Annotated in this window: 13 protein-coding genes and 2 pseudogenes; 10 read left to right on the forward strand and 5 right to left on the reverse strand. The window is 41.6% G+C overall.

Going from position 1 to position 16873, the window contains the following annotated elements; genetic code table 11:
- Positions 1-22: 22 nt before the first annotated feature.
- The 3 genes and pseudogenes from CV014_RS03670 to CV014_RS03680 all read right to left on the reverse strand — a co-directional run bounded on the left by CV014_RS03670 (position 23) and on the right by CV014_RS03680 (position 1456).
- Positions 23-160, reverse strand: coding sequence for a hypothetical protein (locus CV014_RS03670; RefSeq protein ID WP_236140780.1), 138 nt, complete (start codon positions 158-160; stop codon positions 23-25).
- Positions 151-1161, reverse strand: coding sequence for a glycerate kinase (locus CV014_RS03675; RefSeq protein ID WP_236140858.1), 1011 nt, complete (start codon positions 1159-1161; stop codon positions 151-153). Before CV014_RS03675 ends, CV014_RS03670 begins: the two co-directional genes overlap by 10 nt.
- Positions 1161-1456: pseudogene (locus CV014_RS03680) on the reverse strand (DUF565 domain-containing protein). Before CV014_RS03680 ends, CV014_RS03675 begins: the two are co-directional and overlap by 1 nt.
- Positions 1457-2095: 639 nt before the next feature.
- Here CV014_RS03680 and CV014_RS03685 point away from each other — a divergent pair.
- Both CV014_RS03685 and CV014_RS03690 read left to right on the forward strand, forming a co-directional pair.
- Entirely contained in the window at positions 2096-2722 is a 627-nt protein-coding gene (locus CV014_RS03685) for a hypothetical protein (RefSeq protein WP_236140781.1), read from the forward strand.
- 255 nt (positions 2723-2977) lie between these two features.
- Positions 2978-4852 (forward strand): ArnT family glycosyltransferase, encoded by a 1875-nt coding sequence (locus CV014_RS03690; RefSeq protein ID WP_236140782.1) that lies wholly within the window; start codon positions 2978-2980, stop codon positions 4850-4852.
- Between the two features lie 100 nt (positions 4853-4952).
- Here the strand turns inward: CV014_RS03690 and CV014_RS03695 are convergent, their stop codons facing one another.
- Positions 4953-8213, reverse strand: a complete 3261-nt coding sequence (locus CV014_RS03695; RefSeq protein ID WP_236140783.1) for an ATP-binding response regulator — start codon at positions 8211-8213, stop codon at positions 4953-4955.
- Positions 8214-8874: 661 nt separating this feature from the next.
- Here CV014_RS03695 and CV014_RS03700 point away from each other — a divergent pair.
- The 8 genes and pseudogenes from CV014_RS03700 (at position 8875) to CV014_RS03735 (ending at position 15796) form a co-directional block, all read left to right on the forward strand.
- Entirely contained in the window at positions 8875-9441 is a 567-nt protein-coding gene (locus CV014_RS03700; protein WP_236140784.1) for a circadian clock protein KaiA, read from the forward strand.
- A 54-nt stretch (positions 9442-9495) separates the two neighbouring features.
- The gene (gene kaiB / locus CV014_RS03705; RefSeq protein ID WP_236140785.1) at positions 9496-9822 is read left to right on the forward strand and encodes a circadian clock protein KaiB; all 327 of its coding nucleotides are present in this window, start codon (positions 9496-9498) and stop codon (positions 9820-9822) included.
- 77 nt (positions 9823-9899) lie between these two features.
- Positions 9900-11459 carry a circadian clock protein KaiC gene (gene kaiC, locus CV014_RS03710; protein WP_236140786.1) on the forward strand — a complete coding sequence of 520 codons (1560 nt, stop codon included), beginning with the start codon at positions 9900-9902 and terminating at the stop codon, positions 11457-11459.
- A gap of 104 nt (positions 11460-11563) precedes the next feature.
- On the forward strand, positions 11564-13720 hold the full coding sequence (locus CV014_RS03715) for a TolC family protein (protein ID WP_236140787.1): 2157 nt from the start codon (positions 11564-11566) through the stop codon (positions 13718-13720).
- Positions 13721-13893: 173 nt separating this feature from the next.
- Positions 13894-14272 (forward strand): annotated as a pseudogene (locus tag CV014_RS03720) (hypothetical protein).
- A gap of 10 nt (positions 14273-14282) precedes the next feature.
- Positions 14283-14459: a hypothetical protein gene (locus CV014_RS03725; protein WP_236140788.1), complete on the forward strand. Its 177-nt coding sequence runs from the start codon at positions 14283-14285 to the stop codon at positions 14457-14459.
- Positions 14416-14910, forward strand: coding sequence for a hypothetical protein (locus CV014_RS03730; protein ID WP_236140789.1), 495 nt, complete (start codon positions 14416-14418; stop codon positions 14908-14910). Before CV014_RS03725 ends, CV014_RS03730 begins: the two co-directional genes overlap by 44 nt.
- A 106-nt stretch (positions 14911-15016) precedes the next feature.
- The gene (locus CV014_RS03735; RefSeq protein ID WP_236140790.1) at positions 15017-15796 is read left to right on the forward strand and encodes a photosystem II S4 domain protein; all 780 of its coding nucleotides are present in this window, start codon (positions 15017-15019) and stop codon (positions 15794-15796) included.
- A gap of 86 nt (positions 15797-15882) precedes the next feature.
- On the opposite strand, the gene CV014_RS03740 is transcribed toward CV014_RS03735, so the two are convergent.
- Positions 15883-16659, reverse strand: coding sequence for an SDR family NAD(P)-dependent oxidoreductase (locus CV014_RS03740; protein ID WP_236140791.1), 777 nt, complete (start codon positions 16657-16659; stop codon positions 15883-15885).
- Positions 16660-16873 lie beyond the last annotated feature (214 nt).

Raw genomic sequence — 16873 nt, forward strand, 5'->3', positions numbered from 1 at the left:
AATGGGCTAACGCCCCGCTTCGCTAACGCAATTCGCAATTCGCAATTCGCAATAAAGGCAAAAGTAAAAAAGTAAAAGGCAAAAGTAAAATTTTACCTATTCCCCAATCCCCAGTCCCCAGTCCCCAATCCCCAATCAATTCAGATTCCGCTACTTCCAACTATGGTCTTGATTAATCTCAATGACTAAATCAACTAGAGAAGGAGATGTTGTTAAGGGCTTAATGAATAATTCGGGATGAAGCGATCGCCAAAAATAATTGACGAATCCTTCAATCTCGGAATCTGTCATACCAGATTTACCAGATGCAATCATTTGTCGTTCGGCTTGCTTGCGCCATTCTACAGAATAACGGTAATCTATGGGGTACAAAACAATGAGACTATCTAGTCTGTTCCATAAGGGTAGATATTCACTTAATCGCTGATTCATTTCACGGGCAAATGCTTGATCTGCATCCGTAAAAATCGGTGCTGGTGCATGATCAAATAATTGTGAATCTATAGGACGCACACCCACAAACCATCCTTCAAATAACAGAATATCAATCCCTGGGACAACTTCTGGCTGAGTGCGATCGCCTGCACCATTGTAAGCAGATTTATCGAAACGGGGTATAGTTACAGTGGTTTTTGCTTGCCGAACTTGCTCTAAGACATCGATACCCAATTCTACATCGTGTGTTCCAGGTGGCCCACGCCAAACTAAACGGGGATCTGCTTGCGTTAAAGCTAGACGCTCATCATAAGTTTTATACAAATCATCTAGTGATAAACTCGCACTCCGATAGCCCATTTCCTGGAAAATTAAACCCAGAACTTGACACATCGTCGTTTTACCAGTTCCTTGACTTCCTAAAATGCCTTGAATAAAGGGACGTTGTAGTTGTTGCTTTTGCGATGCTATTTTCATCGCTAGGGGTAGCCACCATTCCCACAGTACAGGTAGCATAGATTCCCAGGGTCTATGGAGACGATGTTGGCAAAATTGACTGAATACTGGTAATACGGATTGTAAAAGCTGCGATCGCTCTTCGATAACTTGCTCTACATTATCTGAATTGATCCCAAAGGCTTTTGCCTTAGCAACATCATTTAAAGCTGCGGCTTGTAAAGCTTTTTTTCCACTCGCAGTTCCAATTATGTGTAACCAATCATTCATCATGAACCCAATTTAAAGGCTTCAATAAACAGACTATAGGTAAAACCCACTTTCAGGAGGTTCACCACCTCTACCCACAAAGCGCGCCTAGCAAAAAAACTCTGACTATAAAAAATTCGGCTTGTCACCTCCGTCAAGACAACTAATACTGCTGCGATCACAATATCTATTTCTGCCTTTTGTCCTGCGGTAGTAGAAACTGCTGTCCCCAAAAAAAGCCAAACAAAAAGCTAATCAACAGCAGCGACATCCTTCGCCAAGGATTAGCAAACCATTGCCCCAAATTTCTAGCAATATTATCGAATAAGTTATTAAGACGAGTGTTTGCATTGGTTAGTCAATAGTCAATAGTCAATAGTCATTAGTCAATAGTCATTAGTCAATAGTCATTAGTCATTAGTCATTAGTCATTAGTCAGCACTCAGCACTCAGCACTCAGCACTCATTACTCATTACTCATTACTCATTACTCATTACTCACCACTCCTTCCTCTCCCCCTACGCCCCCACACCCCTACACACAAATGATAAGCTGTACGATACATTAAAAGATGTAAATAATATTCTCTAGCTATCTCCAGTAGCTTGAACAATGTTACCTTGTGACTCAAGTTACCAAACTACTATCGATTTCCGTGGCTATTTATCCGAGGAAATACACAGGTTATGTATCATCTGTTGTACTTTGCTATGATGATGCTTGATATAAATTCCTGTATCATCACGCTTGTACCAACTTTTAGCGTAATTAACTCAAGTAATCCCTCAAACGGGTTATACTTCTGCTAAATGATGTTTATGATACGGTGATCAACCGAATTCTACGAGAGTCTATAGTAGGCAAGTAGAAAAATTTCCTCGAACGCAGCTAATGATAATAGGCTAGTATTTGGTCAAGCCTAGACAAAATCATTATTTCTAAATCAATATCAATATGAATTCTTCCGTGTATCGTAACGCTGCGCTGACAGCTTGCTGCTTGGGATTGCTGGGGCTACTGTTGGGGTGTCTAGACATGAGTGTATCTTTTGATGCAGGCAATATCGATACACCTTCGTCAGTATCTACTGAAGTAATCCCACCAAATCAAGATTTAGCATCTCCTGTAGCTTCTACAGACAGTAGTTCTCCAGCTAACTCTAACCCCAGTGTTTCTGATCAAAAGTTAGAACAAAACACCAAAAAAACTATTTCCGTGTTGACCTCGCGCCAATCAGAAAATAATAATACTCAGCTTTTGGGTGATTTACGTATGAGTAATCAAACAGATCAGCCTGTGCGATTAGCTCTGTTGGCTAGACAGTCAAAAAATAAGGGTTCTGTGAAACAAACAACAGATGTTCCTGCTCATTGGGATTTTGATCCCCAAGAAGGGAGTGCAAAAGGACTAATTCTGTCTCTACCCCAGGGTAATCTCAAGGTTGAAAAAGGAGACATTTTAGTGGCATTTGCTCAAGACGGTTCTCGTCGCTATTGGGGGCCATATGTAGTGGGGGAAACATCCTTGCCTACCTGGGATGCTCAAAAGCGAGAATGGCTATTGGTGCTGACTGGCAATTAGAGAAGTCAAGAAAGTCGAGATGCTCAAGAACAAACTTGAGTCATTCAACGACTAAATGAGTGTTAACTGTTAACTGTTGTTGTACGGGCGGGTTTAACAGTGAACAGTGAGCAGTAAACAGTGAACAGTGAATAGTTATCAATTAACTGATAACTATTTTCCAGGGTAAATATCTACCAAAACCCACCCCTACTGACTGTTGACTATTGACTGTTGACTATTGACTGTTGACTACTGACCATTGACTATTGACTAATGAAGTTGAAATTGAGCTTAATCCACGCCATTGAGCAGTGGCTGAATAATATAGTGAAACGTCCAGCCCTTGCTGTGACTATGGCTATTCTGTGGTTAGTTGTGATTGGTTGGTTGGGTTATGGTTGGAATTTAGGCAATGTGGGCTTGATTGATGAAACTGAGCCACTATTTGCCGAAGCCTCCCGTCAAATGCTAGTCACAGGAGATTGGATTACTCCCTATTTCAACGGTGAAACTCGGTTTGATAAGCCTGCTTTAATTTACTGGTGTCAGGCGATCGCCTATGCTGTAGTTGGTGTCAATGAATGGGCGGTACGTCTGCCTTCTGCTTTAGCCGCAGTCGGTGTAATGGCTTTGGTTTTTTATACCGTACAGTGGGCTTTGCAGCCACAAAGTAAGTCTGATTCCAGTGCGTCCCTCACCTATCCCTATGTAACCGCAGCCGTTGCAGCAGCAGTGACAGGACTAAATCCCGAAATGATTATCTGGGGTAGAACCGGCGTTTCGGATATGCTGCTAACTGGTTGTATCGCTTCATCTTTGTTGTGCTTCTTTCGGGGATACGCTGAATCAGAAACTGGGAATAGAGGAACAGAGGAAATCAAGCCCCGTTCTCGATTTTCATTGCCTAATCAATGGTATTTGGCTTGTTATGTCTTGATTGCTGGCGGGATTTTGACGAAAGGCCCTGTAGGAATTGTGTTACCAGGGTTGATTATTGGGGCATTTTTGTTGTATGTGGGTCAATTTTGGGCAGTAGTGCGGGAAATGCGCCTGTTGTTCGGGTTGGCGATGATTTTTGTCTTATCTGTCCCGTGGTATGTGCTGGTAATTTGGCGCAATGGCTGGAATTACATTAACTCTTTCTTTGGTTATCACAATCTAGAACGCTTCACGGAAGTAGTTAATGGTCACTCAGCACCTTGGTATTTTTATTTTCTGATTGTGCTGCTATTGTTTGCACCATACTCAGTGTACTTGCCGGTGGCGATGGTGCGACTCAAGTTTTGGCAGCGATCGCAATGGCGCACTCAAGCCCGTTCTCAACAATTGGGTTTATTTGCCTTTATTTGGTTTATTACTATTTTTAGCTTTTTTACTATTGCGGTTACTAAACTACCCAGTTATGTCTTACCTTTAATGCCAGCCGCCGCTATTTTGGTGTCCCTCTTGTGGGGTGATTTTTTCTCAAATTCAGAGTTAAATTCTCACCAGCAAGCTAAAGCTTATCCTCTGTGGTTTTTGCTGGTGAGTAGTTGGATTAATGTGGTATTTTTGTCCGTATTGTCAGTAGCATTATTTCATCTACCTCATTTAATAGGACAAGATCCAGCTGCACCTAATTTTCAGCAAAGTCTTCAGAATGCTGGTTTAGCCGCAATGGGTGGCTGGATTTGGCTATTATTTGCAGTGATTTTTGCCGTATTAACATTACGCCGCCATTGGCAATCCATAGTTGGGATGCAGTTGTTAGGATTTGCAGCATTTTTAATTATTGTCTTAATGCCTGCTTTATTCTTAATGGATCAAGAACGTCAATTACCTTTGAGAAATTTATCTGCGGCTGTTGTCCAGTTTCAGCAACCAAAGGAAGAAATTATCATGGTGGGCTTTAAAAAGCCGAGTGTAGTTTTTTATAGCCACAAACCAATGAAATTTATTAAATTAACTAAGGACGCTACAGAGTACATCAAAGACATAGCCAATAAATCAAATATACCTCCTTCTATGCTGCTCTTAACTGAAAAAAGAAACTTTTTCAAAATGGATTTACAGCCAGAGACTTACGAGAATTTAGCTATTAAAGGAGCTTACCAATTAACTCGCATTAATTTCAAAAAAATGAAACCGAAGAAGTTAGAGATATCTTAGTCAATAGATTAGGGGATTGGGGACTGGGGACTGGGGATTGGGTATTTTAGATAGAATAGATTGAAAATCCAAAATTGGGATGAGCAATACTTTAAGATTTTTACTGTCTTACTTTGAGTTTTAAAGATTGATTGATTTGGTTTAAGAGTTCTTCCATTGAGATAGAACGAGGGACGATTTTAGTGGCGATCGCATTTAACATATCTGCCATTGATTGCAGATCATGTTTGTCTTGAGCAGTTTTATTGCGGGAATTAAGTGATGACCGATTGAATCTTTGATCAATAACTACAACTGGTGGTAAATCTAAGGGTAAATCTTGCAAGGTTTTTAAGGCTTTTAACACTTCTGGATGGATAGTGGCAGTGCCTAAACAGATTAGTAATAAATCTACACTTTGATGACGTATTTGTTGTAAAACTTCTGCCCAACAACGGGCTATTGTCGCTTTGAATCCGGCTGTTTGCAAATATTGAATGAGGGCTTGAAACCATTCTGTACCTCTCTCGCTATTGCTTGGATTTACAGAGGAATTTTTCTCCTTATAAGCTTTGACTGGTTTGCGTTTAGTCTGTGGTAAATCCTGGAGCATGGTTAAATCTACCACTAAAATGTTTGGGGGATAGCAAACTCCAGAGGCGATTTGCAAGACAGACAATAGGGTGTCTTTTTGACTGTTGCTATCGTCTTGATTGAGTGGTGTTAAACAGGGAAATACTGACAAACCAGGAATTTGCGATGCGGTGAGGGTGGTGTTAACATCGCAAGTTACTAAAGGTAAGCTAGCTAATCGGGGATGCTGACTGAGTTGTTGTAAGTAGGTTTGTGCGAGAGAATTATCTACATCCAGTAAAACCACATCAAATTGCCAGACTCTGGCTAGTAGTTCGGCTTGATCTAAATCATCGACTTCAATCACCCGATGTTCTTGTAATGAAGAATGGGGATTGATTGATTGGGCATCAGGATCAACTAATCTGAGAATTCTTAGGGTTTTATGGGGTGGATTTTCTTCAGTATTGCTAATACTAGGTTGTTGATTTTTGCTTGGCGCACGGAGTTTTTCTAACACAGGTGTGAGGGACTGGGCTTCTACTGGTAAGCTCAAAAAACCATCAGCTTGATTAGCCAGTGCTTGTTCTTTATCTGCACCGGTGGCTGTGACAATGACGGACAAATGACGTAAGGCGGGATCGGATTTGAGTAATGTGAGAACATCCCAACCAGATAGCAGGGGTAAGAGGGGATTTAAAAATATGGCTTGTGGTTGTAGACGACGAGCTTTTTCTACGGCTTCTGTTCCAGAACGGGCGATAACCACTCGATAACCGTGATTTTTGAGTTGTTCGGTTAAGTCTTGAATGTATCTGGCGACGGTTTCGACTATTAAAACTAAGCGTTGGGAAGAAATTGCTTGATTTTTCCCGCTTTGGTTGGCAAGCTGGAGATTTCCCAATTTATCGCTGTTATTTACTTCTGTGTTTCTGGTTTCAGATTCAACAAAACCTGTGGTGGGTGGACTGGGCGGTAAAAGTAGAGTAAATTGGCTACCTTTACCTTCTTGAGATAGGAAACTGACATCACCACCGTGAAGACGCGCTAAAGCCCTGGTTAAGACTAGTCCCAAGCCTGTACCTTCAAACTGACGCGTTAAGGGATTTTCTAGTTGTTGGAATTTCTGAAAAATCAAGTGCTGTTGATGTTCGGGAATGCCGATCCCTGTGTCCCAAACAGTAAAAGCAATCCATCCTTCCCAAAGATTGACTCTTAAGCCGATTTCACCAGAGATTTCTGTAAATTTAAAGGCGTTGGACAAGAGATGTACCAGCATTTGACGCAGGCGTAATTCATCGGCGGTAATTGACTCTAACCCTGGTTCAATGGTCATTGTAAAGACAGGTTCTGATGACCGAGGGGGAGATTTTTGGCTTGTTGAGTTCGTTTTGCTGGTTTGGCTGTGAATAGCTTTGGCTTCTGCCAGGGCGCGATCGCAGACAGATTGTATATTTACAGGTGATGGGGTCAACTCCATTTGTCCCGTTTCCATACGGGTGAGGTCTAAAATGTCGTTAACTACACTCATTAAATGGCGACCACTTTGATGAATTAAGCCTGCATACCTGGCTTGACGTTCATTGAGTTCCCCTAATTGCTGATCTACTAATAACCGCGATAGTCCCAAAACGGCGGTCAAGGGGGTTTTGAGTTCATGGCTAATACAAGCTAAAAATTCATCTTTTAAGCGGTTGAGTTGAATCAGGTCAGCATTTTTGGCTGATAGTTCTTTATAAAGTTGCTGTTGTTCGGTGACATCGGTGGCTGAAACTAGCCACAAGTTATCATCCTCTATGGTTGCGGCTGACTCAGGGTGAGGAAATTTTAAATCTGGACTATCTAGGGGAATTTTGGTAAACTGCCAAATCCGTTCTTGACCACTCTGCACCTCTACAATGCAAGTACAAATACCCAGGCGGCTGTCTAAAAAACAACGGCCTGCGCCGGAGATGCTATCTGGTGATGTGGCTTGTGAGTGCAGGGGTTTGTAGCTGGGTAATTCGGTGATGGGTAAGGTTTCATTTTGCTGGAAAATCTTACCGTAGCCATGAGCATAAATTTTGGCGGCTTTGGGGTTGGCGTATTCTGGTTGTCTGATGCGGGTAGCGGCTAAAATCGCCTCAACTTGCTGCCTAATACCTTCGGGATCTTTTAATGTGCCTAATTGCTGCCACCATGCCAGATTTTGCGTTAACACCAGACCTGTACTAGTTTGCAACATTAACGGCCAAGGTAGTTGTTCTAATAATTGTACTAGTGATTTGTATCCTTGGGGTTGGCGTTGTGGCGATCGCGATCGCCTCACTCTACTGTTACTGATAATGGTGCTATCTTGATGTGTTGATGCTGGGTGGCCGTGATTGTAATTCATGCCTACTTGGATTTTGGCCAAGGCGTTTAAGAGGCGCACACTATTGAGTAGTCCTAAAAATTTCCCATCCGCATCTACTAAGACTAACTCGAATGTGCTGGCTTGGGTGATCTGATAACGCCACCACGAACTCAATTGCTCTACACAATAACTAGCTGGTAATATTTGTATTGGCTCAATGACTATTTGACCCAATTGCGAGATTGGTTGTTGTAAATAATTTGCAATTTGCCCATCTCCAGCATTGAGCATCACCTGCTGCGTTAACCATGCCGAGTGAAGCACCCCGATGGGACAATAGTGTTGATTGACTATGATTAAGCGATCGCACTGCTTCTGCTCAAACATCTCCAGCGTCTCTGCCAGAGTGCTGGTTTCCAAGCAACTATTGCCAGTTGCTAGAAATTCATAAAGCGGATACTGTAGCATTGACATACGGCTTGGGGGGTCATTCTTCTTGTGAACGCCTCTGGCTTCACCATCAGCGCAGGGGCAAATAGCGATCGCGCCTGAAGCAGTATTCTTTCAGAAGACTCATATCAGCGATCTTGTCCAGCTTTTTTACTATTGAATTAATGGCATAGGTTCTCTGGAACAAAGGCGTTTCATTTCAATAGTCAGCCAACTGCGGTCTGTTACTCCGACCACGTTCAAATCTCTTTGAACAACCATGAATACTTCGCCACTGGCATTTGTTTGTTTGTCATCAATAGCAACAGCTAAAACAATTATGCCTTCAAAGATTCGCTTTAGAACCTTGAGGAATTATAATTATTGAAAATGCGACAATACTTTAAGTTCGTTTAAGTATCTTATCAAGGAGTAAAATAGAAAATCCTTATTTAGACAGATATACATATGCAAATCATAAATTAAGTTATGTTTTTCTTCGGCAACTAAACTGAGATACTAACCAGCTATCCTGACCTTTCTCCCAATTTTCCCACCCGCCAAGTGATTGTGATTGCGAGAAAAGCCGATGATATATACATATCTTGCTCTCAATTCTTGAGTGAAGATGTACGTAATTGCCATCAATGACTAACTGCACCTGTCATCTTGCATAGTGATTAAAGAGAGATATATAAGTATGTAAATGCTACTACCAATCTTGATTCCCCGACCAAATGTTAAAAAAAATTTAGATCACTCATCCCACACAATAGCAAACAACTCTCGACTAAATGGGTGGTTACGTGATTTTAGTGGCTCTCTAATTTTAGGGGTCACAATTACAGATCAGATTTATTACCGACTCAAATGTTTATATCTCACAATTAATGAAAACCTTACTGGTAAATATCCCTATGCCTTTGCCGACCAACAGCAAAAAACACAGCAGGTTCGTCAGCACATGAATCCAGAAGTTGAACGACAAGTATTGTTGCAGCAACTCAAATCAGACTATCGAGAAATTCTCATTAATTACTTTACTACAGACAAAGCACTAAAAGAAAAAATCGATAAATTTATCAATGCAGTGTTTTGTGCTAATATTCCTGTGCCACAAATTATAGAAATTCATATGGAACTAATTGATGAATTTTCCAAGCAGCTACAATTAGAAGGGAGGAGTGATGAAACATTACTAGACTACCGCCTTACTCTCATAGAAATCCTAGCGCATCTATGTGAAGTTTATCGGAGTGCTATTTTTAAATAGATATAAATCCTCAATTCCCCTCATTTATCATGTGAATTTTTAACTTTTCTCTGTATGACAAAAGCCAGAAAAACCTATGTTCTCAAGCTTTATGTGGCAGGGAACACGCCGAATTCAGTCAGGGCCCTCAAAACTCTTAAAAATATTTTAGAGCAGGAATTTCAAGGCATTTACGCCCTGAAAGTCATTGATGTATTAAAAAATCCGCAATTAGCAGAAGAAGATAAAATATTAGCTACACCAACACTATCTAAGATTTTGCCGCCGCCCGTCCGCAAAATCATTGGTGATCTTTCAGACCGAGAAAGGGTATTGATTGGTTTAGATTTGCTGTATGAAGAATTGAATGAAGAAGATTGGGAAGAGCAAGACAATCTTTAAAATTCTAAAAAAACGATTAAAATCAACAACATTTAATAATTAAAAATCTGGGTGCAGTACCCATTTATCAAGCAACAATGAGCGATAACGAACAACAAGCAGCAAACCCTATATCGAGTGCTGGTGTGGAAAAAATCCGCACCATGATTGAAGGCTTTGATGACATCAGTCATGGGGGTTTACCAGTAGGTAGAACTACTCTAGTCAGTGGCACTTCAGGAACAGGGAAAACACTATTATCTCTACAGTTTCTTTATAACGGCATCACCTATTTTGATGACCCAGGGGTGTTTGTTACCTTTGAAGAATCCCCCAGTGACATCATTAAAAATGCTCACATCTTTGGTTGGAATTTACAACAGTTAATTAACGAAGGTAAATTATTTATTCTCGATGCGTCTCCAGATCCTGAAGGTCAAGACATCGTAGGGAATTTCGACTTGTCCGCTTTAATTGAGCGATTACAGTATGCTATTCGCAAATACAAAGCGAAACGGGTTTCTATTGACTCCATCACTGCCGTGTTTCAACAGTATGAAGCAGTAGGAGTAGTCCGCCGCGAAATTTTTCGCTTAGTGGCGCGCTTAAAACAATTGAATGTCACCACCGTCATCACCACAGAAAGAAGCGAGGAATATGGGCCTGTTGCGTCTTTTGGTGTAGAAGAATTTGTTTCTGATAATGTGGTGATTGTTCGCAACGTTTTAGAAGGAGAACGTCGCCGCCGCACCATTGAAATCCTCAAATTACGGGGAACAACCCACATGAAAGGAGAATATCCTTTCACCATTACCAATGAGGGAGTAAATATCTTCCCCTTGGGTGCAATGCGCCTTACCCAAAGATCATCTAATGTCCGTGTTTCTTCCGGTGTCAAAACCTTGGATGAAATGTGTGGTGGTGGTTTCTTCAAGGATTCAATTATTTTAGCAACTGGTGCTACAGGTACAGGTAAGACATTACTAGTCAGTAAGTTCTTACAAAATGGCTGTGTTAATGGTGAGCGAGCCATCTTATTTGCCTATGAAGAATCACGCGCTCAATTATCTCGGAATGCTTACTCATGGGGCATTGACTTTGAAGAATTAGAACGTCAGGGATTACTCAAAATCATTTGTACCTATCCTGAATCTACTGGTTTAGAAGATCACCTGCAAATTATTAAATCAGAAATTGCTGAGTTTAAACCAGCACGCATCGCCATTGACTCTCTTTCTGCTATGGCCAGAGGAGTCAGCAATAATGCTTTCCGGCAATTTGTCATTGGTGTTACAGGGTATGCCAAACAAGAAGAAATCACTGGTTTCTTTACTAACACTACCGACCAATTTATGGGATCACATTCCATTACAGATTCCCATATTTCCACAATTACAGACACAATTTTGATGCTACAATATGTCGAAATTCGTGGAGAAATGTCACGGGCAATCAACGTATTTAAGATGCGGGGATCATGGCATGATAAAGGTATTCGTGAGTACAATATCACTGCCGACGGCCCAGAAATTAAAGATTCTTTCCGTAACTATGAAAGAATTGTGAGTGGTGCGCCTACCCGCGTTAGTATTGATGAAAAGGCGGAACTTTCTCGCATAGTTAGACGTTTTGAAGATAAACAGGGTTCCGATTCCTAGATTTGGTATCGTACTATATTCCTACTTTAATTTAGTATCGTGCTATATTCTGTTGTGAAGAAAAGTTTTCTGCCGCCAGATTGATTTTCGTGTGAGGGGATGCGGTGAAAGGACAACAATTACTTTATAGTTTCTGTTTTTTACCTGGTGTAACAGCAGCTGTATTGGCAACTCAGCCAGCTGTGGCTGAGGGCGTGAAGGTAAGTAGTGTACAATTAGCTTCTTCTCCTAGTGTTTTGACTGCTAACGATAGTCAAACCTTGGTAGCAGATAATGCTCAAACACAACTACCAAAAGATAGAGATTCAGATTTTTCCCAGATAACTGAAAAATCTGATTTATCTGAAGTTAATGCAGCAGATTTAAGTAGTAAGAGTAATGCAGTGGGATTGACAGAAAATACTGGTATTACTAACGAACAAAAATCATCCCAAAAGGAAGTTAAAATTGTCAGTCTGTCACCTAATCGCGATTGGATTCAAAGGCTCAAGCAGAATCGGTTAACAAATAATCAAAAGCCAAGTAACTTAGCTAGTAATCAACTAGAGTTAGTCGCATCTGTAGCACCTACAACTAATTCTCTATCTAAGCTAGCCACAGCAAAAAATCTCAAAACTCAGTTACCAATAGCATTACAAGCATCTGTCAAAGGTGCAGGTGCAGCTCAATTGTTGGCAGCCAATAGTTGTTCTCTACAACCAGGAACTGCGGCAACGCTGATTTTAGCGACTAATTGTCCCCAGTCTCAATGGTCAGGTAAGCAACTCGCACAAAATAATCCTGAGCTTGCACCGTCTCCTGTGGAGTCGGCACCAGCAACTACACCTGCACCGTCTCCTGTGGAATCAGCACCAGCAACTACACCTGCACCGTCTCCTGTAGAGTCAGCACCAGCAACTACACCTGCACCAGCTAATAATGGTGTGGAAGTACCAGCTAGCCTGACTCCCAAGTCTAATCCCTTGCTCTTTCCTACGCAACCTCAAGAAGTCACAACCCAAGAGAATCAGCGTATTACCTTAGAGCAGGCTTTAGAAATCGCGCGGCGCAATAATCGCGATTTGCAGGTATCGTTGTTGGAATTAGAAAGAGCGCAAGCCTCTTTAAAAGAAGCACAGGCGGCTTTATTTCCCAGTGTGTCTGTAAGTGCTGATATTACCCGCAGCCAGTCCGCTAGTTCCCAACTGAGCGTAGAAAGAGCAGGAGGCGGTACCGATGAACCAAGTACAGATTTCACCAGTCAAGCCCAGTTAAGCTACGACATCTACACATCAGGTAGACGCAACGCCGCCATCAAAGAAGCAGAAGAACAGGTGCGTTTTAGTGAGTTAGCTGTAGAAACCCAATCCGAAGAAATTCGGCGGAATGTGGCTACAGAATATTACAACTTACAACAGGCAGACGAACAAGTTCGCATTGCTAGATCAGCCGTAGAAAACTCCCAAGCCAGCTTGCGAGATGCAGAAGCATTAGAAAGAGCAGGGGTAGGGACAAGGTTTGACGTATTGCGATCGCAAGTTAACTTAGCCAACGCGCAACAAGAACTCACCAGTGCGATTTCTCAGCAACAAATTTCTCGTCGCACCCTAGCAACTCGTTTGAGTTTGCCCCAAACAGTCAACATCGAAGCTGCCGATCCCGTGCAAGTAGCAGGACTTTGGCAACAGTCCTTAGAAAGTAGCATCGTCCTAGCTTATCAAAATCGCCCCGAACTGCAACAGCAACTAGCACAGCGCAACATCAGCGAGCAACAGCGCAGACAAGCACTAGCTAACCTGGGGCCACAAGTCAGCTTAGTAGCGAACTATAACCTACTAGATCAGTTTGATGATGATGTCAGCGTCACCGATGGTTATTCCTTCGGAGTCAGAGCCAGCTTGAACATATTTGACGGTGGTGCATCCAGAGCAAGAGCTGCTCAAGCCAAAAAGAACATTGCGATCGCCGAAACTCAATTCGCCGAACAACGCAATCAAATTCGTTTTCAAGTTGAGCAAGCTTACTTCACACAGCAAGCAAACCTCAACAACGTTCAAACTGCCAACACAGCTTTAGAACAAGCCAGAGAATCACTACGCCTAGCGCGTTTGCGGTTCCAAGCTGGTGTAGGAACACAAACAGACGTAATTAACGCTGAAAACGAATTAACTAGAGCTGAAGGTAATCGTGTCACAGCGATACTAGATTACAACAGAGCCTTAGTTGACTTGCAAAGAGCTGTTACCACCAGAGCATTGACCAGAACAACCACTAGTCAATAGTTTTACTGGAGACATCTTCTTTTTTCGGATATATCTTTTGTCGAGACTTAATAGTGATGAGTGATGAGTTATCCAGACTCAGCACTCATCACTTAATTTTTTGGGGTGAATCAATATTGACTTAGAAATGACACACTAGAGATTATGGACTATTGACTAATATGTAAAAACTCATGACTACAGTCACATCCCAAGAAATTGCCACATTTCGTTCTCAATTGGTAGATGATCAAGCAGCTATGGAAGCCTTGGAATTGATTGAGGACTGTGAAGGAGATTTAGAAGACGCAGCCATGACTCTAGCAATTAAAGCTGGACAAGAACCAGAGCAAGCTAATTCAGAGTGGCTGGGCGACTTGGCAAAAAGGTGGCGTGCTGTCATTTGTGAACAACAATTTCGAGAAGACTTACAAAACGGTTCCATCAAAGAGATGATTGCACATCTCAAAACTATGCCCCACATTCCCCAAGATTTTAGCCACACCAGTTTTGATGTACATCCTGAAGCAAGGTGTAAATAACTTCTGTGAACCAATGGATACGTTAAGGTAGGGAATAGGGAATGGGGAATAGGGGACAAGGTAGATTTTACTCTGATGCCCAATGCCCAATGCCCGATGCCCAATGCCCAACAACTCCTGATACGCTGTTAATTAAGGCAAAACTTCATCAGAAAAATACTATTGATAGCATCAATGAATTACCTTGTGGCCGTGTTACCAGACCGTATCCAAGCTGAAGCTGCTTACTTAGCGTTAGAAAAAGAAGGCATAGACAGCACAATTTTGGGTAGAGGTTATAAAAGTGCCGATGAGTTTGGTTTAATTGATCCCAACACTCAAGCCAAAAAACAAGCGCAACTTATGGCCTATTGGCTAGTACCATTTGGCTTTTTTGCTGGTTTTACTTTTAGTTTGATTACTGGTTTAGATACCTTCGCCTGGGCGGGTGAAATTGGTAATCACATCATTGGTGGACTATTAGGTGCTGCTAGTGGTGCAATGGGTAGCGTATTTGTCGGTGGCGGAATCGGCTTAGTTGTGGGTAGCGGTGATGCTTTACCCTACCGCAACCGTTTAGATGCAGGTAAATATCTGGTTGTAGTTCAAGGTTCGGAAACTCTCTCTCGCCAAGCTACTCGCATTTTAAGACAGTTTGAGCCAGAGAATATTCAAGGTTACGCGGGGTAGGGATTGGGGATTGGGGACTGGGACAAGGGGGACAAGGGAGAAAAAATACTAACGACTAATGACTAATGACTATTGACTAATGACTATTGACTATTGACTATTAATCATGTTGCCAAGAGAAGAATTATTAAAGGGTGTTGAAAATCGAGATAGTATAGCTCGTGTTATTGACCAAGCGGAACAGGCGATTAAAACTTGGGAAGTGGTGTTGACAGATTTTTTGTCACCTCCTGAATTAGCGGAAATGCAACGGGTATTTAATCGTTTAACAGAAGTGCAATTGTTACCTTGGGGTGGGTATCCGCAAGCTGAACGCCAAAGAGTTGCGATCGCTCGTTCTGATTTACCCTTGGATCAATCTCAAGTTAGCTTAGTAGCACTAGAAATTGCTGGTAATTTTCTATTTGACTCAGCGACACACCGCGACTTTTTAGGCGCGATGCTAGGAACAGGTATTGTCAGAGAAAAAACTGGGGACATTATTGTTTTAGGTGAACGTGGCGCGCAAGCAATAGTTGTTCCAGAGTTGGCAGAGTTTTTAACTATGAATCTCCAGCAGGTGCGTTCTGTTCCTGTGAAAACCCAGCCGATAGATTTGAGTGAGTTAAAAATCCGCGAACCCAAGAAAAAAGAATTAACTACAGTAGAAGCTTCTTTAAGATTAGATGCGATCGCTTCTGCTGGTTTTGGGATGTCTCGCAGTAAAATGGTAGACTTCATCGACGCAGGGGATGTGCGCGTCAATTGGAAAGAAGTCACTCAACCTAGTTCTCAAGTTAAATCCGGTGACTTAATCGCAATTCGCGGTAAAGGACGTTTAGAAGTTGGTGAAATCGCTGTCACAAAAAAAGAACGCTACCGCGTTCAATTAACTAGATATATTTAGGGAATGGGGAATGGGGAATGGGGAATGGGGAATAAGGAATAGGAAATATCACCAATGCCCAATGCCCAATGCCCAATACCCAACACTTAAGCTTTAAATTGGCTTGCTAAAATTCTTACTAAAGTTTCTCGCGGTAAAAATCTTGGCATATTCGTAATTACTTTACTTAAGAAACTACCACTAACTACGGTCGATTCACCTTTTGCCAAAGCCTTTAAAGCATCATTTACTACTTCTTCCGACGTAGATATTTTACTAGTTTTGCCAGTGAAAGTTGTGGGAAAACGAGCTTCAGTAAAAAAGTTTGTTTCTGTGGGGCCAGGACAAACAACTAAAACACGAACCCCATATTTACGATTTTCCGCCCACAATGCTTCACTAAAACTCAAAACAAAAGCCTTACTAGCAGCATATACCGAAAGGTATGGTATGGGTTGAAATGCAGCAATTGACGCTACATTAATAATGCTTCCTGAACGGCGTTGTCGCATCAAAGGTAAAAACTTGTGAGTTAAATCCACCAAAGCCAAAACGTTTAATTGCACCATTTTGACTTGTCGTTCCTCCTCTGTTTCTGCAAAGTCACCATAATCACCAAAACCAGCATTGTTGATTAATAAATCAACAGTTAATCCCTTAGTTTTAGTGATATCAAAGACATCCGCCGCCGCATTTGGTTCAGTGAGGTCTTTAACTATCACTTCCACTTGGATTTTATGTTTTGATTGTAATTCTTGAGCAAGCTGATGTAATTTTTCTGCCGAACGTGCAACAAGAACTAAATTAGTTTGACGCGCAGCTAATTCTTGGGCAAAGGCCTGGCCGATACCACTTGATGCACCAGTGATTAAAGCCGTTGACATTTTAGATAATCAGTTTTTTCTTATAATACTTATAAATTTTAACAATAGTTTTTAGGGGGGAAAGTCAATAGTCAATAGTCAATAGTCAATAGTCCTTAAATACTTCTTCTTCCTTCTCCCAGTCCCCAATCCCCAATCCCCACAGTAACTGTAATTTACGTCACCCGTAGTGGGAATACTAAAGCTATAGGTTAAGGCTTATATCTACTTATAG

The sequence above is a fragment of the Nostoc sp. CMAA1605 genome (assembly GCF_021596505.1).
In the GTDB taxonomy this organism is placed as follows: Bacteria; Cyanobacteriota; Cyanobacteriia; order Cyanobacteriales; family Nostocaceae; genus Trichormus.

Coding starts and splice junctions, on each gene's coding strand:
- CV014_RS03675 (WP_236140858.1), bottom strand. CDS start 1,161: ATGAATGATTGGTTACACATAATTGGAACTGCGAGTGGAAAAAAAGCT.
- CV014_RS03685 (WP_236140781.1), top strand. CDS start 2,096: ATGAATTCTTCCGTGTATCGTAACGCTGCGCTGACAGCTTGCTGCTTG.
- CV014_RS03690 (WP_236140782.1), top strand. CDS start 2,978: ATGAAGTTGAAATTGAGCTTAATCCACGCCATTGAGCAGTGGCTGAAT.
- CV014_RS03695 (WP_236140783.1), bottom strand. CDS start 8,213: ATGTCAATGCTACAGTATCCGCTTTATGAATTTCTAGCAACTGGCAAT.
- CV014_RS03700 (WP_236140784.1), top strand. CDS start 8,875: ATGCTACTACCAATCTTGATTCCCCGACCAAATGTTAAAAAAAATTTA.
- kaiB (WP_236140785.1), top strand. CDS start 9,496: ATGACAAAAGCCAGAAAAACCTATGTTCTCAAGCTTTATGTGGCAGGG.
- kaiC (WP_236140786.1), top strand. CDS start 9,900: ATGAGCGATAACGAACAACAAGCAGCAAACCCTATATCGAGTGCTGGT.
- CV014_RS03725 (WP_236140788.1), top strand. CDS start 14,283: ATGGGGAATAGGGGACAAGGTAGATTTTACTCTGATGCCCAATGCCCA.
- CV014_RS03730 (WP_236140789.1), top strand. CDS start 14,416: ATGAATTACCTTGTGGCCGTGTTACCAGACCGTATCCAAGCTGAAGCT.
- CV014_RS03735 (WP_236140790.1), top strand. CDS start 15,017: ATGTTGCCAAGAGAAGAATTATTAAAGGGTGTTGAAAATCGAGATAGT.
- CV014_RS03740 (WP_236140791.1), bottom strand. CDS start 16,659: ATGTCAACGGCTTTAATCACTGGTGCATCAAGTGGTATCGGCCAGGCC.